Source organism: Stutzerimonas stutzeri (assembly GCF_009789555.1).
GTDB classification, from domain to species: Bacteria; Pseudomonadota; Gammaproteobacteria; order Pseudomonadales; family Pseudomonadaceae; genus Stutzerimonas; species Stutzerimonas stutzeri_R.
In genome coordinates, this window is the sequence record NZ_CP046902.1 from 2453627 (window position 1) to 2471353 (window position 17727).

Here is a 17727-nt window from a genome sequence, read left to right on the forward strand (position 1 = left end):
ATCATTCAGAACCAAGCGGCAGTCAAGGCGCAGTAGCTTTTATTTTCCGCCCGGAGCAGGACCGCTTGTCGCAATCCGTTGATTGATCTAGTACTAACCTAAATCGGTAGATCGACCACCAGCGTTTGTTAAATAACGCTCAATCTTTTGAACTAGGTCGATCGGCCTAGTATGAAACTCGGCAAGTAAAACCGACAAGGTGCCTGGATGTGCGGATTAAAGAGGGTAATAGCTGGGCATGGGGGGAGGGGCGGCAGATGTTTTTTTTCAGACAGAACGAAAAAGGCCACTCGCAAGAGTGGCCTTTTCGTATGTGGTTGCGGGAGCCGGATTTGAACCGACGACCTTCGGGTTATGAGCCCGACGAGCTACCAGACTGCTCCATCCCGCGTCTGTGAGGCGGCATTCTACAGACTGAGGTGTCTCTGTCAACCTCAAGCCGAAAATAAACCGTTTTCATTCAGTCGCTTAGCCGTCCCGCTCGCATCAATGGCACGTGGGGGGCAACGAAAAAAGGCCACTCGCAAGAGTGGCCTTTTCCGTATGTGGTTGCGGGAGCCGGATTTGAACCGACGACCTTCGGGTTATGAGCCCGACGAGCTACCAGACTGCTCCATCCCGCGTCTGTGGGCCGGCATTCTACAGCTTTCGTTGGCCCTGTCACGGCTTAATTGCACAGCGGGCAATCAGGTCAGGCGCTCAGCGAAAGGTTTATCCCGTTCTTCGCCCCTATCGCCCGAACCTGTCGGTCGTGCGGGGCCTGCTGGCTCGGCTTGTGATGATAGCGGGCGATTCGCAACATTCCCCAGAGCATGGCGAACGCGGCGGCGCTCCAGCCAATGATCATCAAGAGGATTACCAGTGCGGGTGCGATCATGTTGGATTCCTTTCTAACCTGACGTCTCTGCCAAGTGGGACCCTTGATTCGATGCAACGGTTCCGCTTGCCATTGGTCGGAGATGCCAATCGACAGCGCACGGCCGATCCTCCGGGTTGCCTAAAGACTGTCGTGACCTTGTAAAAGGAGAGCCTATGCGGACGTTCTATCTGATCGCGCTAGGGCTTGTTGCAATGGCGGGCAGCGCTGCGGTTCTGGCCGATTCGCCGGCGCTCGAGCTGACGCAGAACACCGGTGCGGCTGATCGCACCCTGGGCAACGGGTCCATGGGGCTCGGCCAGGGAATCGAACGACTGCCTGAGCGCCCCGAAGTGGATCGCAGCCAGCCCGAGGCGCCCCGTACGCGCTCGGTGTATGACGAGTCGGGCCACGGCGACAACGATACCGATATGGAGCATCGCCCGCGCCGCACGCTGGGCGACCGTGACGACGATTGAGCGAACCGAACCCGCGGGAGACAACCATGTTGAAGATGATCGTATGGACGAGCGCCAGCCTGGTGTTCGCAGCAGGCGCCGCGCTGGCGGATGCAGAAGGCGACTTGTCGAATCCGTCCACTACGGGCACCGAGGCGATGGAACAGACGACGCCGCAGCGCCGCGACGCAGGGCGCAGTGGCCTCGATGACCGCGTCTTGGATGATGACGACTCGTCCGCATTGGGCACGATGGGCACCGGGGCGACGGGGACCACCGGCGGAATGGGCGCAACGACCGGAACCGACACCATCGAGGACCGTGACGACACGGATCAATAGCCGCCCGGTGGCATGAGCGGGGACGTTCCTAAGCGTCGCCTGGCTCCGTACAATGCGGTCCTTTTTCGATTGGTCCGTTTTTGATGCAAATTGCTCTGGCACCGATGGAAGGCCTGGTCGACGAAATACTGCGCGACGTGCTCACCGGCATTGGCGGTGTGGACTGGTGCGTGACCGAGTTCATTCGGGTATCGGATCGTCTGCTACCGCCATCCAGCTTCCGCAAACTGGCGCCTGAACTCGACAACGGCGCGAAGACCCGCGCCGGCACGCCGTTGCGGGTTCAATTGCTCGGCTCCGACCCGCTGTGCCTGGCCGACAACGCTGCGCTCGCCTGTACGCTCGGCGCCCCCGCTATCGACCTGAATTTCGGCTGCCCGGCCAAGACCGTGAACAAATCTCGCGGCGGCGCGGTGCTGCTCAAGGAGCCTGAACTGCTGCACTCGATCCTGCAGGAAGTGCGCAGGGCGGTGCCGGCGCACATTCCGGTCACCGCCAAGATGCGCCTGGGCTTCGACAGTCCCGATGGCGCTCTCGATTGCGCCCGTGCATTGGCCCAGGGCGGTGCCGGGCAACTGGTGGTGCATGCTCGGACCAAGGTGGATGGCTACAAGCCGCCAGCGCATTGGGAATGGGTGGCCAAGGTGCAGGATGTGGTTGCGGTTCCGGTGTTCGCCAACGGTGACATCTGGTCGTTGGAGGATTGGCGCCGATGCCGCGGAATCAGTGGCGTCGATGACATCATGCTGGGCCGCGGGCTGGTCTGCCGTCCGGATCTGGCCCGTCAGATCAGCGCGGCGAAACGGGGCGAAACGGTCGACCCCATGGGCTGGGACGAGCTTCAGCCGCTGCTCGCTGAGTTTTGGGTGCAGGCGCGGCGCAAGATGTCCCCTCGCTACGCACCGGGCCGTCTCAAGCAGTGGCTGTCGATGCTCACGCGCAGCTACCCGCAAGCCATCTCCCTGTTCGCCCAGTTGCGGCGCGAAAACGATTGCGAGCGCCTCGATGCTCTGCTGGGGCTCGACAGCGCAGCGCCGGGCTTGCGAGCCGCCGGCTAGGCGCTGGCGAAGCGGCAGTGCGATCAGCGGCCGCCGGCGATGTCCAGTAGCGCGCCGCTGGCGTAACTGGCCTTTTCGCTGGCCAACCAGAGAATCGCCTCGGCCACTTCCTCAGGCTCACCGCCACGGCCCATGGGCACGCCGGCCTTGACCCGCTCGACGCGTCCCGGCTCGCCGCCACTGGCGTGAATCTCCGTGCGGATCACGCCCGGTCGTACCGCATTCACCCGGATGCCCTCGGCGGCCACTTCCTTGGCCAGGCCAAGGGTCATGCTGTCGATCGCGCCCTTGGCGGCTGCGTAGTCGATGTATTCGTTGGGCGCGCCGAGTTTTGCCGCGATCGAGGAGACATTGATGATGGCACCGCCGTAGCCGCCATGGCGGGTGGACATACGCCTGACAGCCTCGCGGGCACACAGAAAGCTGCCGGTCACATTGACCGCGAACACCCGCGCCAACCGTGCCGCATCCATTTCGTCCAGACGCATCTGGCGCTCCAGCATGCCGGCATTGTTGACCAGCACGTCGAGCTGGCCGAACTCATCGTCGATCGCGGCGAAAAGCCGGGCGACCTGTGCCTCGTCACTGACGTCGGCCGACACCGCAATGGCGTGGTTGCCAGCGCTTTTGATCTCCTGGAGCAATAGCTCGGCAGCATCCTGGCGATGGTGATAGTTCAGGCACAGGGCATAGCCCTGCGCGGCCGCAAGCCTGGCGGTGGCCGCGCCTATGCCACGGCTGGCGCCGGTGATCAGCATGACTTTATGCATAAAAAACTCCCGACGAACGGTCTTGAAATGGATCGGACAGCGCCAATCTATGGCGATACGGGATGCCGAATTCGGGTCCCGTTGCAACCACTCGCTGAAGATCAGGAGATAGCAAAATGACCAGTTTCTCGATGGCTCCATTGTTCCGCCAATCCATTGGCTTCGATCGTTTCAACGATCTGTTCGAGTCTGCCCTGCGCAACGACGCGAGCAGCAGCTTTCCGCCGTATAACGTGGAAAAGCACGGCGATGATCAGTACCGCATCATCGTAGCAGCCGCAGGTTTCCAGGAGTCCGACCTGGATCTGCAAGTCGAGCGTGGCGTGCTCACGGTCAGTGGCGGCAAGCGCGAAAATGCGGCTGACAACGTCACGTATCTGCATCAGGGCATTGCCCAGCGTGCCTTCAAGCTCTCGTTCCGCCTCGCTGACCATATAGAGGTCAGGGGCGCCGCGCTCAACAACGGACTGCTGAGTATCGAGCTCGAACGCGTCGTGCCGGAAGAGGCCAAGCCCAAGCGCATCCCGATCAACGGTGAGCGCCTGGCGCTGGAAGAGGCCTGACGGCGCAAGGAGAGCCTCGCCAGAGGCCCTCGCTATGATGACCGGCCCCGCCCATTCGGCGGGGCTTTTTTTTCGGCTGCGAGCGCCGCTCAGGCCGTCGGTCGCAGCTTCAAGAGCTCGCTGAACGCGGCCAGCGGCAGCGGGCGGCTGAACAGATAGCCCTGGTACAGGTAGCAACCCTGCAGTTGCAGCAGGTCCAGCTGCGCCTGTTGCTCCACGCCCTCGGCAATCACCTCCAGTCCCAGGCTCCTTGCCATCGCGACGATGGCCCGAATGATCTCGGCGTCGTTGGGGTCGTTCAACGCGTCTCGCACGAACGACTGGTCGATCTTGAGCAGGTTCACCGGCAGGCGTTTGAGATAGGTGAGCGACGAATAGCCGGTGCCGAAATCGTCCATCGCAAAGCTCACCCCGTGCCGGCAAAGGCGGCGCATCTTGGCAATGGTGTCGTCCAGGTTCTGGATCACGATGCCTTCGGTGATCTCCAGCTTGATCATCCTGTGTGGCAGCCCGGTGACGCTCAACGCCTCGAGGATGCACTCGACGAAATCGTTCTGACGGAACTGGCGGGGGCTGATATTGACGCAGAGGCTGAAGCGGTCGGCATGCACGAGCCCGCTGGCTAGCAACGAAGCGCCAATGCGGCAGGCTTCTTTTATGACCCAACGGCCGGCCTCGACGATCAGGCCGCTTTCCTCCAGCACATCGATGAACTGAACCGGAGAGCGCGCGCCTTGCTCCGGGTGATGCCAGCGCAGCAGAGCCTCGGCGCCAATCACGGCACCGGAGCGCGCATCCACCTGGGGTTGCAGGTGCAGCTCGAATTCCTGGCGTTGCAGCGCCAGGCGCAGTTCACTCTCGAGCTTCAGGCGCGCGACCGCAGCTTCCTGCATCGTCGTGCGGAACAGTTGAATGGCATTGCGTCCGGCGTCCTTGGCGCGATAGAGCGCGATATCGGCTCGTTTCAGCAGGTCGGCCGGCGTATCGCCATGATCCGGCATCAAGGCGATGCCGATACTTGGGGTAACCTGCAAGCGGTTGCCTTCGAAGACCATGGGTTCTGCCAGCAGGGTGCGAAGCTTTTCGGCCACCTCGCGGACGTGCCGCGTCACCTCCGAGCGCTTGCCGGTCAGCCCGGTCAGCAACACGACGAACTCATCGCCACCGAGACGTGCGACCGTGTCCTCCCGGCGTGTGCTGGCTTCCAGGCGAGCAGTGATCATCTTCAGCACGGCATCGCCCACCGGATGCCCGAGCGAGTCGTTGATGTGCTTGAAGTGATCCAGATCCAGGAACAGCAAAGCGCCGCGAAGGTTGTGTCGTTTGTGCAGAGAGGTCTGCTGGGTCAGGCGATCCATGAGCAACGCGCGGTTGGGCAGGTTGGTCAGCGGATCGTGATAGGCCAGGTGATGAATCTGTGCGTGGGCCGCCTTCAACTGGCTGATGTCGCGGGCCGATAACAGCAGACAGTCGGTGTCGTTCAGGGCGATCGGCTCGACCGAGAGCTCGATGTGCTTGGGTGTGCCGTGACGATCGTGGCCGATCATTTCCCAGCTGACCACACGACCGTCGCGTTCCAGCCGTTCGAGAATCTCCTGGCGTTGCGCCACGGGCCAGATGCCCAGGTCAGCGGACGTGCGGCCGATGACTTCCTCGGGCCGGTAGCCGTATAGGCGCCGGAACCCTTCGTTGACTTCGATGAAACGCCCGGTGCTGCGCTCGCTGATGATGAGCGCGTTGGGGCTCGAGTGGAATGCCGTGGAGAATTTGGCCTCGCTGACTTTCAGTGCTGCCTCGGCCTGCTGGCGCTTGGTGATGTCGCGAAAGGTGGTGACGATGCACAGTCGCCGGTCGATTCTAATGAAACGGCTCGAGACCACGCAGGTGACATGCTGGCCGGTTTTGGTGCGAAATTGTGCCTCGGCATTCTCCAGTCGCTGATGGCGGGTCAACTGGTGGTAGAGCGCCTGTCGTTGTGCCTCGTCGCGCCATATGCCCACTTCAGGCGCCGAGCGCCCTGCGATCTCGCTGCTGTCCCAGCCGAACACGGCGCTGAAGCTCGGATTGACGTCGATGAAGGCGCCGTCGCGGATGCGCGAGAGCGAGATGGGATCGGGGCTACCCTGGAACAGGGCGGAAAACTTGGCTTCCGAAGCGGCCAGATGCTGCTCGCGCAGGACCCGCTCGGTCGCATCCTTGATGACCCCCACCATTCGCAGCGGTGCGCCATGCTCGTCACGATACAGTTTGGCGGTGCTTTCGAGATGGCGGGTGGTGCCGTTGGCATGGTCGGCCTGATAGGTCGCCTGGTAGGTCTGGCAGCGTCCTGCGAGCAGGTCGCTGTAGGCTTCACGCATGGTCTGGCGGTTATTCGCCGCGACGCTGCGGAAGAACTCGCGGAAGGAGCCATCGAACGGGCCCTCGACGATGCCATGCAATTCGGACGCACGGGTGGAGGCGTAGAGTCGGTCGCTGGGGATATGCCATTCCCAGTTGCCCAGCTCGGCCGAGGCCAATGTCAGCTGCAGCCGCTCCTGGCTGTCCTCGAGGGCTTGGGCCTGGCGGTGCTGGTCGGTGATGTCGCGGACGATGCCCACCAGAACCTGCTGCGCCGTGCCGCTGTTGTGCTGCTGTCCATCGATCTCCAGCCAGCGCACGCTTGAATCGGGCCAGCGCACCCGATGGCGGAAGCTGAAACGCGGTTCGCCGCCCGCCAGTATGGCGCGAACGGCTGCCTCGATCCGGGACCGGTCTTCGGCCGCGACGAGCGCCAGATAGTGGTCCTGTGCGATCTCCACGAGCGGGCTGGTCAGCCCGAAGAGCTTGCCTGTACCGAGCGACCAGTGCACGACGCCGCGTGGCAGGTCCCAGGACCAGACCCCTACACCGGCACCGTCGAGCACCGACAGCAGTCCGGTGACCTCGTGCCAGGGTGTTGCCGATTCGGCTGGAATGGCGTCGCGGGGCGGCTCAGGAGGCAGCATGAGGGGCCTCGATCGAAGACATCGGGACGGTGCGGATCGGGCGATGGCAGGCGATGCTCATGGAATCTCTGATGATCTTGTTGTTGTCCCGCGAACTTATCCGTAGCTGCTGGCAATGTGCAAGTGCGGTTAGTCGGCGTCGAGCAGCGACATGAACGCCTTGGCCGCATTCGACAGGGTTCTTTCGGTATGAGTGATATAGCCGAGCTGCCGCGACAGTTGAACGCCTGCCAGCGGCAAGCGCACCACCTGCGCATCGAGCATGGTGCGGGGCAGCACGCTCCAGGCGATGCCGATGGAAACCATCATCTTGATCGTCTCCATATAGTTGGTGCTCATGGCAATGTTCGGCGTAAGGCCTTCGCGCTCGAACAGCCGATGAGCGATGTGGTGGGTGAAGGTGTTCGCGCCCGGAAACACGGCGGGATAGCCGGCGATGTCCGCCAGGGAGATATCGGCTTTGCGTGCCAGCGGATGCTCCGGAGCGACGACGAAATCGAGGGGGTCGTCCCATACCTTGCTGGCGCGAACCGGGGCAGCCGTATGCGGCGCCAGGGTGATCACGGCAAGCTCGGCGCGGCCATGGAGGACTTCTTCGTAAGCGATTTCCGAGTCGAGGAAGCGAATATCCAGGTTCACGTCCGGATAAGTGCGCGTGAAGGTCCTGAGCAACGGTGGCAGGCGATGGAGTCCGATGTGGTGGCTGGTCGCCAGGCACAGGCGCCCGCTGACATCGCCGTTGAGGTTGGTCAGCGCGCGACGGGTGTCGTCCAGTACATTGAGTATCTGATAGGCACGAGGAAGAAGCGCCCGCCCGGCTTCGGTCAGGCCTATCTCGCGTCCGAGTCGGTCGAACAGGCGTACGTTCAGCTGGGATTCCAGGGCAGCCAGGCGTTTGCTCACCGCCGGTTGGGTCAGGTGCAGCCGCTCGGCGGCCAGGGAGAAACTGCCCATTTCGGCGATGGCGATGAAGGCGTTGAGGCTGGCGAGGTCCATCGAAACTCCCGGTGGCTCACACTGGAGCGGTTGGCTGTGCGAAACAGGTGCATCCTAGCGCTATTCCAGGCGGGAATGGATAGAATGAAAAATATGAATTTGAGTAATTCGAACCAGACCCCTAGCATCAACCCTATAAGCAAAAGGGCTATAAGCCCGACGCACTGATGAGGAAGGTCCGATGGCCGGCAAAACGCTCTACGAGAAGCTCTGGGAAATGCACGAAGTCAAACGCCGCGACGATGGCTCGTCGCTGATCTATATCGACCGGCATATTCTCCACGAGGTGACCTCTCCGCAGGCCTTCGAAGGGCTGCGCCTGGCCAATCGCAAGCCGTGGCGCATCGATGCCAATATCGCGACCCCGGACCACAACGTGCCGACCACCCGCGGCGAGCGTCAGGGCGGTCTGGAAGCCATCTCCGACGAGGTGTCGCGTCTCCAGGTACAGACGCTGGACGAGAATTGCGATGACTTCGGCATTCTCGAATTCAAGATGAACGATGTCCGTCAGGGGATCGTCCATGTCATCGGCCCGGAGCAGGGCGCGACATTGCCGGGCATGACCGTGGTCTGCGGCGACTCGCATACTTCCACCCACGGCGCATTCGCCGCGTTGGCTCACGGCATCGGCACTTCGGAAGTCGAGCATGTGCTTGCGACCCAGTGCCTGGTCGCCAAGAAAATGAAGAACATGCAGGTGCGCGTGGAGGGCAAGCTGCCCTTCGGCGTCACGGCCAAAGACATCGTATTGGCGGTCATCGGCAAGATCGGCACGGCTGGCGGTAATGGCCATGCGCTGGAGTTTGCCGGCAGTGTGATTCGCGATCTGTCGATGGAAGGGCGCATGACCATCTGCAACATGTCCATCGAGGCCGGTGCACGTGTGGGCATGGTGGCGGCAGATGAAAAGACCATCGCTTACGTCGAAGGTCGTCCCTTCGCACCCAAGGGGGCCGATTGGGACAAGGCGGTCGAACTCTGGAAAGGCCTGGTGTCCGACGACGACGCGGTATTCGATACGGTCGTCGAACTGAAAGCCGAAGACATCAAGCCGCAGGTCAGTTGGGGAACATCGCCAGAAATGGTACTGGCCGTCGATCAGAACGTGCCGGACCCGGCGGCGGAGGCCGATCCGGTCAAGCGCGATTCGATCAACCGAGCGCTGAAATACATGGGGCTGCGTGCCAACCAGCCGATCACCGATATTCAGCTGGACCGCGTATTCATCGGCTCTTGCACCAACTCGCGAATCGAAGATCTGCGCGCTGCCGCCGAAGTGGCCAAGGGCCGCAAGGTGGCCGCTACGGTCAAGCAGGCGATGGTCGTGCCGGGTTCAGGCTTGGTCAAGCAACAGGCCGAGGCGGAAGGGCTGGACAAGATTTTCCTTGAGGCCGGTTTCGAGTGGCGCGAGCCGGGCTGTTCCATGTGTCTGGCGATGAACCCGGACAAACTGGGCAGCGGCGAGCATTGCGCGTCGACATCCAACCGCAATTTCGAAGGGCGTCAGGGCGCCGGCGGTCGAACCCATCTGGTGAGCCCGGCGATGGCTGCCGCCGCCGCGGTGACCGGTCGTTTCGTCGATGTTCGTGAATTGATCCAGGCCTGAGGAGACCGACATGAAAGCATTCACCCAGCACACCGGTCTCGTCGCGCCGCTCGACCGCGCGAATGTCGACACCGATCAGATCATTCCGAAGCAGTTCCTCAAGTCGATCAAGCGTACCGGCTTTGGCCAGAACCTGTTCGATGAGTGGCGTTATCTGGATGTCGGGCAGCCCAACCAGGATTGCTCGAATCGTCCGGTGAACCACGAGTTCGTGCTCAACTTCCCGCGCTACCAGGGGGCCAGCGTACTGCTCGCCCGTGAGAACTTCGGTTGCGGCTCATCGCGCGAGCATGCGCCCTGGGCGCTGGAAGAGTATGGCTTTCGCACGATCATCGCGCCGAGCTTTGCCGATATCTTCTACAACAACAGCTTCAAGAACGGTCTGTTGCCAATTGTGCTGAAAGAGCAAGAGGTCGACGAACTGTTCGAGCAGGCCGAAGCCACCGAGGGCTATCAGCTCACCGTGGACCTGAACGCTCAGACGGTCACCCGTCCCGATGGCAAGCAGTACGGCTTCGAGGTCGATGCGTTTCGCAAGCATTGCCTGCTCAACGGTTTGGACGATATCGGTCTCACGCTGCAGGACGCCGACGCGATCAAGGCCTTTGAAACCCGGCATCAGGCGAGTCAGCCCTGGCTGTTCGGCGCGATCCGCTGAGCAGGTAACCCCTACCTATCGATTTCAGGCGGTGGCCGTGGCGACCGCCTCGTTGAATGACTTGAGAAAACAAGATGAGCAAACAGATTCTGATTCTTCCCGGCGACGGTATCGGCCCGGAAATCATGGCCGAGGCGGTCAAGGTCCTGGCGCTGGCCAACGACAAGTTCCAGCTCGACCTCCAGCTCAGCTATGACGAGCTGGGTGGCGCGGCCATCGACAAGTACGGCGTGCCGCTGGCCGATGAAACCCTGGAGCGCGCCCGTGCGGCCGATGCTATTCTGCTCGGCGCGGTTGGTGGTCCGAAGTGGGACACCATCGATCCGGCCATTCGCCCGGAACGCGGTCTGCTGAAAATCCGCTCGCAACTGGGGCTGTTCGGCAATCTGCGCCCGGCGCTGCTGTATCCGCAACTGGCCGACGCGTCCAGCCTGAAGCCTGAGATCGTCGCCGGTCTGGATATTCTCATCGTTCGCGAACTGACCGGCGGTATCTATTTCGGCCAGCCGCGCGAGAGCAAGGTGCTCGATAATGGCGAGCGCATGGCCTTCGATACGCTGCCCTATAGCGAGAGCGAAATTCGCCGGATCGCCAAGGTCGGTTTCGACATGGCGCGGGTGCGTGGCAAGAAGCTCTGCTCGGTGGACAAGGCCAACGTACTGGCGTCCAGTCAGTTGTGGCGTGCCGTGGTGGAAGAGGTCGGCCAGGACTATCCGGATGTCGAACTCAGCCACATGTATGTCGACAACGCCGCCATGCAACTGGTGCGTGCGCCCAAGCAGTTCGACGTGATCGTGACCGACAACATGTTTGGCGACATCCTGTCGGATGAGGCTTCCATGCTGACCGGTTCCATCGGCATGCTGCCGTCCGCTTCTCTGGATTCCAACAACAAGGGCATGTACGAGCCCTGCCATGGTTCGGCGCCGGACATCGCGGGCAAAGGCATCGCCAATCCGCTGGCCACCATCCTCTCGGTCTCGATGATGCTGCGTTACAGTTTCAACCAACAGGCTGCTGCGGACGCCATCGAGCAGGCGGTCAGCCACGTGCTCGACCAGGGGCTGCGCACCGGTGACATCTGGTCTGACGGCTGTGAGAAGGCCAATACCCGGGCGATGGGTGACGCAGTAGTCGCGGCGCTCGCGAAGTTGTAATCTCTCTGGCCCATTTAACCAGCCGTTGATGGCGCTTGCGGGCGACGGCTAGGCGAGAACGCCGCGTAATGGCGAGGCGTGGCTGTCGGAAATGACCGCTCGCCGTCGCTTTCGAACCCGAAAGCGCATTTGTTATCAGCGGCCTGCCAAGCGGGCCACATATATAAGGTGTAGTTGCGATGAAACGTGTAGGTCTGATCGGTTGGCGCGGCATGGTGGGTTCCGTGCTCATGCAGCGAATGCTGGAGGAGCGGGATTTCGACCTGATCGAGCCGGTGTTCTTTACCACTTCCAACGTCGGCGGTCAGGGCCCCTCCATCGGCAAGGACACTGCTGCGCTGAAGGATGCCTACGATGTCGAGGCGCTTAAAACCCTCGATGTGATTTTGACCTGCCAAGGCGGCGACTACACCAGCGAGATCTTTCCCAAGCTGCGCGAAGCGGGCTGGAAGGGCTACTGGATCGACGCAGCTTCGACGCTGCGCATGCAGGACGACGCGGTCATCGTGCTCGACCCGGTCAACCGCAAGGTGATCGACCACCAGCTGGACGCCGGTACGCGCAACTTCATCGGCGGTAACTGCACGGTCAGCCTGATGCTGATGGGCCTTGGCGGCCTGTTCGAGAACGGCCTGGTCGAGTGGATGAGCGCGATGACCTATCAGGCTGCGTCCGGTGCTGGCGCGCAGAACATGCGTGAGCTGATCAAGCAGATGGGCAGCATCAACGCCTCGGTTGCGAACGAGCTTGCCGATCCAGCCAGTGCAATTCTTGAAATCGATCGCAAGGTCGCCGAGTGCCAGCGCTCCGAAGCCTTTCCCGTGGATAACTTTGGCGTGCCGCTGGCCGGCAGCCTGATTCCCTACATCGACAAGGAACTGCCGAACGGGCAGAGCCGGGAAGAATGGAAAGCGCAGGCGGAAACCAACAAGATTCTCGGTCGTTTCAAGAGCCCGATTCCCGTGGATGGGATTTGCGTGCGCGTCGGTGCGATGCGCTGCCACAGCCAGGCGCTGACCATCAAGCTGAACAAGGATGTGCCTATTTCGGATATCGAAGGCATGATCAGCCAGCACAATCCCTGGGTGAAGCTCGTTGCGAACCATCGTGATGCCAGCATGCAGGAACTGAGTCCGACAGCGGTCACCGGGACGTTGAGCGTTCCGGTCGGACGACTGCGCAAGTTGAACATGGGCTCGCATTACTTGGGCGCGTTCACCGTCGGCGATCAGTTGCTCTGGGGCGCGGCTGAGCCGTTGCGCCGCATGCTGCGTATTCTTCTCGAACGATAAGCGTCGACGAAGATCGACCCGAAGCGCCTCGGCACCGCCGCGGCGCTTTTTTTTTGCAGCTGCGGTAGATCGTTGGGTGAACGCGGCGCATATAGAGCGCAACGGTTCGTCGGGTTAATCCTTTATTGCGCTGCGCGAGCGCCCGTATCGGCTACAGTGATGCCCATTTTTCAGCGGCGCCTGCGGCCTGACCACAAATCCGCCCGTGGTCGCCATCTGGTCGAAACATGGCGGAGGGGAAGGGCAATCGGCTGTGGCAGGCGATGAATCGTTCGAGTCGTACAGTGGGCGAGACGATTTGTCGCTTATGTGACGACCGGCCTTAAACACCGGGAGCTAATTTGTGGATTGTGTCTGATAACGTGCGAAAAGGCGCAAGGGGTAATGCCGCGTAGTCTGGTGAGTTGTTGATAAAACACTATCTGTAAAAGATACTTACCGGAAATTCGAAGAACTATTCTAGCTGACGACGCTGTTTAGGCTTATCGCTGACGGGGGACCGCCATCTGGCGGGCGCAGGCAGTGACTATAAGACCCTCTCGAAGATCCGAGAAAAGTTAAAAAACAAGGGATTTACACAATGGTTCGGGTTCGCAATCTGGTGCTGGCAATCGCGGCTGCTACCGCGCTGACTTCCGAAATGGCTTACGCGCTGGGGTTGGGTGAGGTCACGCTGAAATCCGCGCTGAATCAACCGCTGGTGGCTGAAATCGAACTGTTGGACGCCAAGACGCTGGCTCCGGGGGAAGTGGTCCCGGTTCTGGCATCCGTCGAAGACTTCAATCGGGCAGGGGTCGATCGCCAGTATTTTCTGACGGACCTTACCTTCACGCCGGTTCTGCGCCCAGACGGCAAGAGTGTCATCCGGGTGTCGTCGACCAAGCCGGTTCGCGAGCCCTATCTGAACTTCCTCATTGAAGTACTCTGGCCCAGTGGCCGATTGCTGCGCGAATACACGTTGCTGCTGGATCCTCCGCTTTATTCGCCGGAGATCGCCGCATCCGTTGCGCCCCAGCTGCCAATTACGACGCCTGCGACCCGTCCTGCCTCGCCACCGCGCGCTGCGACCCCGCCAGTGCAGGCCTCTCCAGTCCGTTCCGCGCAGCCGGGCGATCAGTACAAGGTCGCGCCCAATGACACGCTCTGGGAAATCGCCGAGCGCACCCGTCAGGGTGGCTCCGTGCACCAGACCATGCTCGCCATCCAGGATCTGAATCCGGACGCCTTCATCGGTGGCAACATCAATCGGATGAAGAATGGGCAGGTGCTGCGCATGCCGAGCGCCGAGCAGATTGCCAGCCGTTCGCAGGCCGAGGCGATTCAGCAGGTTGCCCAGCAGAATGCCAGTTGGCGCCAGGCTGGCAGCGCCGCGACGGCCGGCGCTCGCCAGCTCGACGCGACGCAGCGTGGCTCAGCTGGCGCCGCCCCCTCTCGCAGCGAGCAGGGCGACAATCTTCGGCTGGTCGCGCCGGAAACCGGCCAGGCCACCAGCGGTAGCGACGCGGGTGCCGGTGACGACTCGGCAGCACTGCGTGACAAGCTCGCAGTTGCCGAGGAAAGCCTCGATTCGAGCCGCAACGAGAACCTGGAACTCAAGGATCGCCTCAACGACCTGCAGAGCCAGTTGGACAAGTTGCAGCGCCTGATGCAGCTCAAGGACGATCAGCTCGCCAAACTGCAGGCCCAACTGGCGACCGGTGCCGAGCCGGGTGCGCAGGTATCGGCCTCCGCGGATTCCGCAGCGTCCGAGCCCGCACCGGCCACAGCCGTCGCACCGCAAGAGAACGCGTCGGCAGCCGAAGCGGACGCGAGTGCTGAGCCGGAAGCGGCTGCCGATACCTCGGCAGCGCCCGCGCCCCAGCGCGAGCCCGCCGCTCCTCAAGCGTCGGCCACGCAGCCTGCCGCGCCCGCCCCAGTCGCCACGACCGAGGCTCAGGCGCCCGAGAACGATAGCTACCTCAGCGGTCTGTTGAGCAATCCTGTTCTGCTGGGCGTACTGGGCGGCAGTGCTCTGTTGCTGTTGCTGGTCGGGTTGATGGCGCTGTCACGCCGTAACGCCATGAAGGAAGCCGAGCTGCAGGAAAATCTGCTGGCCGATGACGCGCCGGACACCTTCTATGTGGCGCAGCAGGACCTCGTCTCGCCGGATGCATCGACCGACGAGGCCGCGCACGACGGGGACAGGCATTCGCTCGATTCGCTCGCGGCAGCCGGCAACGACCCGCTTGCCGAAGCCGATGTCTACATCGCTTATGGTCGCTTCAACCAGGCGGCCGACCTGCTGCAGAGCGCTCTGAACGATGAGCCGCAACGCAGCGACCTGCGCCTCAAGCTCATGGAAGTCTACGCCGAGCTCGGTGATCGCGACGGCTTCGCTCGCCAGGAGGCAGAGCTGCGTGAAATAGGCGGCTCGTCGGCAGCGATCGAGCAGACCAGGGCCAGGTACCCCGCGATGGCTGCGGCAGTCGGCATGGGTGCTGCGGCAGCGGCCGCAAGTGGCGACGACTTCGACAGCTTCAGCCTGGACGATCTCGAACTGGATGCGCCTGCGCCTGCTGCGCAGCATGCCGACGACTCCTTCGACCTGAGCCTTGACGATCTGGCACTCGATGACGAACTGAGCAGCACGGTCGCGCCGACCAGCGAAGCCGCGACGGACCTGGATACGCTCGATTTCGACGACCTCGACCTCGACGTGGCACCCCAGCAGCAAGGTGCGGATGACTTTTCGTTCGAGCTGGACGACGAAGTGGCCACGTCGGGCGACGTGTCGCTTGAAGACGAACTGGCGGGTTTCTCGCTCGATCTCGACGAACAGCCGGCCACCCCGGCTCGCGAAGACGAATTCACGCTGAGCCTCGACGACGAACTCTCGAAGCCTGTAGCCGCCGAGACGGCAGACGACTTCGACTTCGAGCTGTCCGAGCCGGCGACGTCCGCCGACATGCCGGACGAGTTCGACCTGTCGCTGTCCGACGATACGCCTGACACGACGGCCCCGGAGAGCTTTGCTTCGGAGCTGGAGGAGGTCGAGGCGGAGCTTGACGATCTGTCGCGCGATCTGGAGCCGCTCGATCAGCTCGCGCCCGAGGTGGCAGTCGCGCCCGCGATCGAACCCGTCGAGCCGTCTTCCGAGGCCCTGGACGATGATTTCGACTTCTTCGCCGACACCGATGAAACCACAACCAAGCTGGACCTCGCCCGTGCCTATATCGACATGGGCGATGCCGAAGGGGCTCGGGACATTCTCGACGAAGTCATGAGCGAGGGCAGCGACACCCAGCAGCAAGAGGCGCGAGAGATGCTCGCCAAACTAGCCTGACCATGACCGAAGCAGTTTCTGACGCGGCAGCCTCATCGGCTGCCGCAGACGTTTTCAGGATCGCCCTCGGGGTCGAATACAAGGGCTCTCGCTATCGTGGATTCCAGCGGCAACGCGATGGCGTGCCGTCTGTCCAGTTATCGCTTGAGAATGCACTGAGCAAAGTGGCCGGCGGCCACCCGGTCGTGCTGAGTTGTGCCGGGCGCACCGATGCGCTCGTTCACGCCTGCGCCCAGGTGGTCCATTTCGACACGCCAGTGACGCGCTCCATGCACGCCTGGGTCATGGGTGCGAACATGAACCTGCCGGGCGATATCAGCGTGACCTGGGCCAAGGAAATGCCCAGGAGCTTCGACGCGCGTTTCAGTGCCATGGCGCGCCGCTATCGGTATGTGATCTACAACGACCCGATTCGCCCCGCGCACCTCGCTGAAGAAGTGACCTGGAACCATCGCCCGCTGGATATCGATCGGATGCGCGAAGCGGCCAGGGCGTTCGTCGGCACCCACGACTTCAGTGCATTCCGGGCGCGCCAGTGCCAGGCGAAATCTCCCATCAAGACGATCCACCACCTCGAGCTGCTCGAGCACGGTCGGCTCATCGTGATCGATGTGCGCGCAAATGCCTTCCTCCATCACATGGTGCGAAACTTCGCCGGCGTGCTGATGACCATCGGAGCCGGCGAGCGGCCGGTCGAGTGGGCGCGTGAGGTACTGGAGTCGCGGATCAGGCGAACCGGCGGTGTTACAGCGCATCCTTATGGTTTGTATCTCGTTCAGGTCGACTATCCCGATCGGTTCCAGTTGCCTGAACGCTACCTTGGGCCGCACTTTCTATCGGGTCTGCGGGATGTTCGAGACCAGCCGATCTGACATTCACGAAGCGACTGGCAGCGGGGCGGGCAGCGCGCTGTCGTTCTGCGCGTCGGTTGGCAGGGCGATGCGGGTTGCAGCCTGTGGCGCTTTTGTTACCATCCAGCGTCTTCTATCGCAGGTACCTGCCGTTGCCCATCGTTCGTAGCAAGATATGTGGAATCACGCGTGTCGAGGATGCGCTTGTTGCTGCCGAGGCCGGCGCCGACGCCATAGGCCTGGTGTTCTACGCCAGAAGCCCGCGGGCGGTGGACGTTCAACAGGCGCGTGCCATCATCGCCGCGCTGCCTCCTTTCGTCACGACCGTCGGCCTGTTCGTCAACGCCTCGCGTTGCGAGCTGAACGAGATACTCGATGCGGTACCGCTGGATGCGCTGCAGTTCCACGGCGACGAAGCGCCGGCGGATTGCGAAGGGTTTCACCGCCCTTGGTACAAGGCGCTGCGGGTCAAGCCGGGTGAGGACATTCGCGCGCAGGCCGACCGCTATGTCGGGGCCAGTGCCATTCTGCTCGACACATTCGTCGCCGGCGTTCCGGGCGGGACGGGAGAGGTCTTCGACTGGTCGCTCGTCCCCACTGATCTTCGCAAACCCCTGATACTCGCCGGTGGGCTGACTGCACGGAACGTGCAACAGGCGGTGGCCGAGGTGCGGCCCTACGCCGTCGATGTCAGCGGTGGGGTCGAGCTGAGTAAAGGCATCAAGGATGCCGGGCGCGTTCGCGAGTTCGTTCGGCTGGTCAGGGCGACGATGTGACGAACCGAGGGTCATTGCCGTCCAGTTACCATTCGC

The 17727-nt window shown here is 62.3% G+C and carries 15 protein-coding genes and 2 tRNA genes; 11 read left to right on the forward strand and 6 right to left on the reverse strand.

Annotated features, from left to right (window positions below):
* Positions 1–314: 314 nt before the first annotated feature.
* The 3 genes from GQA94_RS11425 to GQA94_RS11435 all read right to left on the reverse strand — a co-directional run bounded on the left by GQA94_RS11425 (position 315) and on the right by GQA94_RS11435 (position 877).
* Positions 315–391: transfer RNA gene (locus GQA94_RS11425), tRNA-Met, on the reverse strand.
* A 155-nt stretch (positions 392–546) separates the two neighbouring features.
* A tRNA-Met gene (locus GQA94_RS11430) sits at positions 547–623 on the reverse strand.
* A 68-nt stretch (positions 624–691) separates the two neighbouring features.
* Complete coding sequence (locus tag GQA94_RS11435; RefSeq protein ID WP_158188140.1) at positions 692–877, reverse strand: hypothetical protein; 186 nt, start codon at positions 875–877, stop codon at positions 692–694.
* Between the two features lie 155 nt (positions 878–1032).
* On the opposite strand from GQA94_RS11435, the gene GQA94_RS11440 reads away from it, so the two are divergent.
* The 3 genes from GQA94_RS11440 to GQA94_RS11450 all read left to right on the forward strand — a co-directional run bounded on the left by GQA94_RS11440 (position 1033) and on the right by GQA94_RS11450 (position 2713).
* Positions 1033–1335 carry a hypothetical protein gene (locus GQA94_RS11440; RefSeq protein WP_158188141.1) on the forward strand — a complete coding sequence of 101 codons (303 nt, stop codon included), beginning with the start codon at positions 1033–1035 and terminating at the stop codon, positions 1333–1335.
* Between the two features lie 26 nt (positions 1336–1361).
* Positions 1362–1655 (forward strand): hypothetical protein, encoded by a 294-nt coding sequence (locus GQA94_RS11445; protein ID WP_158188142.1) that lies wholly within the window; start codon positions 1362–1364, stop codon positions 1653–1655.
* Between the two features lie 83 nt (positions 1656–1738).
* The gene (locus GQA94_RS11450) at positions 1739–2713 is read left to right on the forward strand and encodes a tRNA dihydrouridine synthase (RefSeq protein ID WP_158188143.1); all 975 of its coding nucleotides are present in this window, start codon (positions 1739–1741) and stop codon (positions 2711–2713) included.
* A gap of 23 nt (positions 2714–2736) precedes the next feature.
* On the opposite strand, the gene GQA94_RS11455 is transcribed toward GQA94_RS11450, so the two are convergent.
* Positions 2737–3483: an SDR family oxidoreductase gene (locus tag GQA94_RS11455; protein WP_158188144.1), complete on the reverse strand. Its 747-nt coding sequence runs from the start codon at positions 3481–3483 to the stop codon at positions 2737–2739.
* Positions 3484–3599: 116 nt separating this feature from the next.
* Here GQA94_RS11455 and GQA94_RS11460 point away from each other — a divergent pair, with 116 nt between their 5' ends.
* Positions 3600–4046 carry an Hsp20 family protein gene (locus tag GQA94_RS11460; protein ID WP_158188145.1) on the forward strand — a complete coding sequence of 149 codons (447 nt, stop codon included), beginning with the start codon at positions 3600–3602 and terminating at the stop codon, positions 4044–4046.
* Positions 4047–4135: 89 nt separating this feature from the next.
* Here GQA94_RS11460 and GQA94_RS11465 read toward each other — a convergent pair whose 3' ends face one another.
* Together GQA94_RS11465 and GQA94_RS11470 are read right to left on the reverse strand one after the other, a co-directional pair.
* Complete coding sequence (locus GQA94_RS11465; protein ID WP_158188146.1) at positions 4136–7030, reverse strand: sensor domain-containing protein; 2895 nt, start codon at positions 7028–7030, stop codon at positions 4136–4138.
* Positions 7031–7159: 129 nt separating this feature from the next.
* Positions 7160–8026: a LysR family transcriptional regulator gene (locus GQA94_RS11470; RefSeq protein WP_158188147.1), complete on the reverse strand. Its 867-nt coding sequence runs from the start codon at positions 8024–8026 to the stop codon at positions 7160–7162.
* 181 nt (positions 8027–8207) lie between these two features.
* Between GQA94_RS11470 and leuC the strand changes: the two genes are divergently transcribed.
* The 7 genes from leuC to GQA94_RS11505 all read left to right on the forward strand — a co-directional run bounded on the left by leuC (position 8208) and on the right by GQA94_RS11505 (position 17691).
* Positions 8208–9635: a 3-isopropylmalate dehydratase large subunit gene (leuC, locus tag GQA94_RS11475; RefSeq protein ID WP_158188148.1), complete on the forward strand. Its 1428-nt coding sequence runs from the start codon at positions 8208–8210 to the stop codon at positions 9633–9635.
* Between the two features lie 10 nt (positions 9636–9645).
* Positions 9646–10293: a 3-isopropylmalate dehydratase small subunit gene (gene leuD / locus GQA94_RS11480; RefSeq protein WP_158188149.1), complete on the forward strand. Its 648-nt coding sequence runs from the start codon at positions 9646–9648 to the stop codon at positions 10291–10293.
* 74 nt (positions 10294–10367) lie between these two features.
* Entirely contained in the window at positions 10368–11450 is a 1083-nt protein-coding gene (leuB, locus tag GQA94_RS11485) for a 3-isopropylmalate dehydrogenase (RefSeq protein ID WP_158188150.1), read from the forward strand.
* A 179-nt stretch (positions 11451–11629) separates the two neighbouring features.
* Complete coding sequence (gene asd / locus GQA94_RS11490; protein ID WP_158188151.1) at positions 11630–12742, forward strand: aspartate-semialdehyde dehydrogenase; 1113 nt, start codon at positions 11630–11632, stop codon at positions 12740–12742.
* Between the two features lie 580 nt (positions 12743–13322).
* Entirely contained in the window at positions 13323–16064 is a 2742-nt protein-coding gene (locus GQA94_RS11495) for a FimV/HubP family polar landmark protein (RefSeq protein ID WP_158188152.1), read from the forward strand.
* A 2-nt stretch (positions 16065–16066) separates the two neighbouring features.
* Positions 16067–16936 (forward strand): tRNA pseudouridine(38-40) synthase TruA, encoded by an 870-nt coding sequence (gene truA / locus GQA94_RS11500; RefSeq protein ID WP_158188153.1) that lies wholly within the window; start codon positions 16067–16069, stop codon positions 16934–16936.
* Positions 16937–17067: 131 nt separating this feature from the next.
* A complete protein-coding gene (locus GQA94_RS11505; RefSeq protein WP_158188154.1) occupies positions 17068–17691 on the forward strand; it encodes a phosphoribosylanthranilate isomerase in 624 nt (207 codons plus the stop codon).
* Positions 17692–17727 lie beyond the last annotated feature (36 nt).

Excerpts from the sequence above, each read along its gene's own strand:
- GQA94_RS11435 (WP_158188140.1), bottom strand. The coding sequence starts at position 877 with ATGATCGCACCCGCACTGGTAATCCTCTTGATGATCATTGGCTGGAGC.
- GQA94_RS11440 (WP_158188141.1), top strand. The coding sequence starts at position 1,033 with ATGCGGACGTTCTATCTGATCGCGCTAGGGCTTGTTGCAATGGCGGGC.
- GQA94_RS11445 (WP_158188142.1), top strand. The coding sequence starts at position 1,362 with ATGTTGAAGATGATCGTATGGACGAGCGCCAGCCTGGTGTTCGCAGCA.
- GQA94_RS11450 (WP_158188143.1), top strand. The coding sequence starts at position 1,739 with ATGCAAATTGCTCTGGCACCGATGGAAGGCCTGGTCGACGAAATACTG.
- GQA94_RS11455 (WP_158188144.1), bottom strand. The coding sequence starts at position 3,483 with ATGCATAAAGTCATGCTGATCACCGGCGCCAGCCGTGGCATAGGCGCG.
- GQA94_RS11460 (WP_158188145.1), top strand. The coding sequence starts at position 3,600 with ATGACCAGTTTCTCGATGGCTCCATTGTTCCGCCAATCCATTGGCTTC.
- GQA94_RS11465 (WP_158188146.1), bottom strand. The coding sequence starts at position 7,030 with ATGCTGCCTCCTGAGCCGCCCCGCGACGCCATTCCAGCCGAATCGGCA.
- GQA94_RS11470 (WP_158188147.1), bottom strand. The coding sequence starts at position 8,026 with ATGGACCTCGCCAGCCTCAACGCCTTCATCGCCATCGCCGAAATGGGC.
- leuC (WP_158188148.1), top strand. The coding sequence starts at position 8,208 with ATGGCCGGCAAAACGCTCTACGAGAAGCTCTGGGAAATGCACGAAGTC.
- leuD (WP_158188149.1), top strand. The coding sequence starts at position 9,646 with ATGAAAGCATTCACCCAGCACACCGGTCTCGTCGCGCCGCTCGACCGC.
- leuB (WP_158188150.1), top strand. The coding sequence starts at position 10,368 with ATGAGCAAACAGATTCTGATTCTTCCCGGCGACGGTATCGGCCCGGAA.
- asd (WP_158188151.1), top strand. The coding sequence starts at position 11,630 with ATGAAACGTGTAGGTCTGATCGGTTGGCGCGGCATGGTGGGTTCCGTG.
- GQA94_RS11495 (WP_158188152.1), top strand. The coding sequence starts at position 13,323 with ATGGTTCGGGTTCGCAATCTGGTGCTGGCAATCGCGGCTGCTACCGCG.
- truA (WP_158188153.1), top strand. The coding sequence starts at position 16,067 with ATGACCGAAGCAGTTTCTGACGCGGCAGCCTCATCGGCTGCCGCAGAC.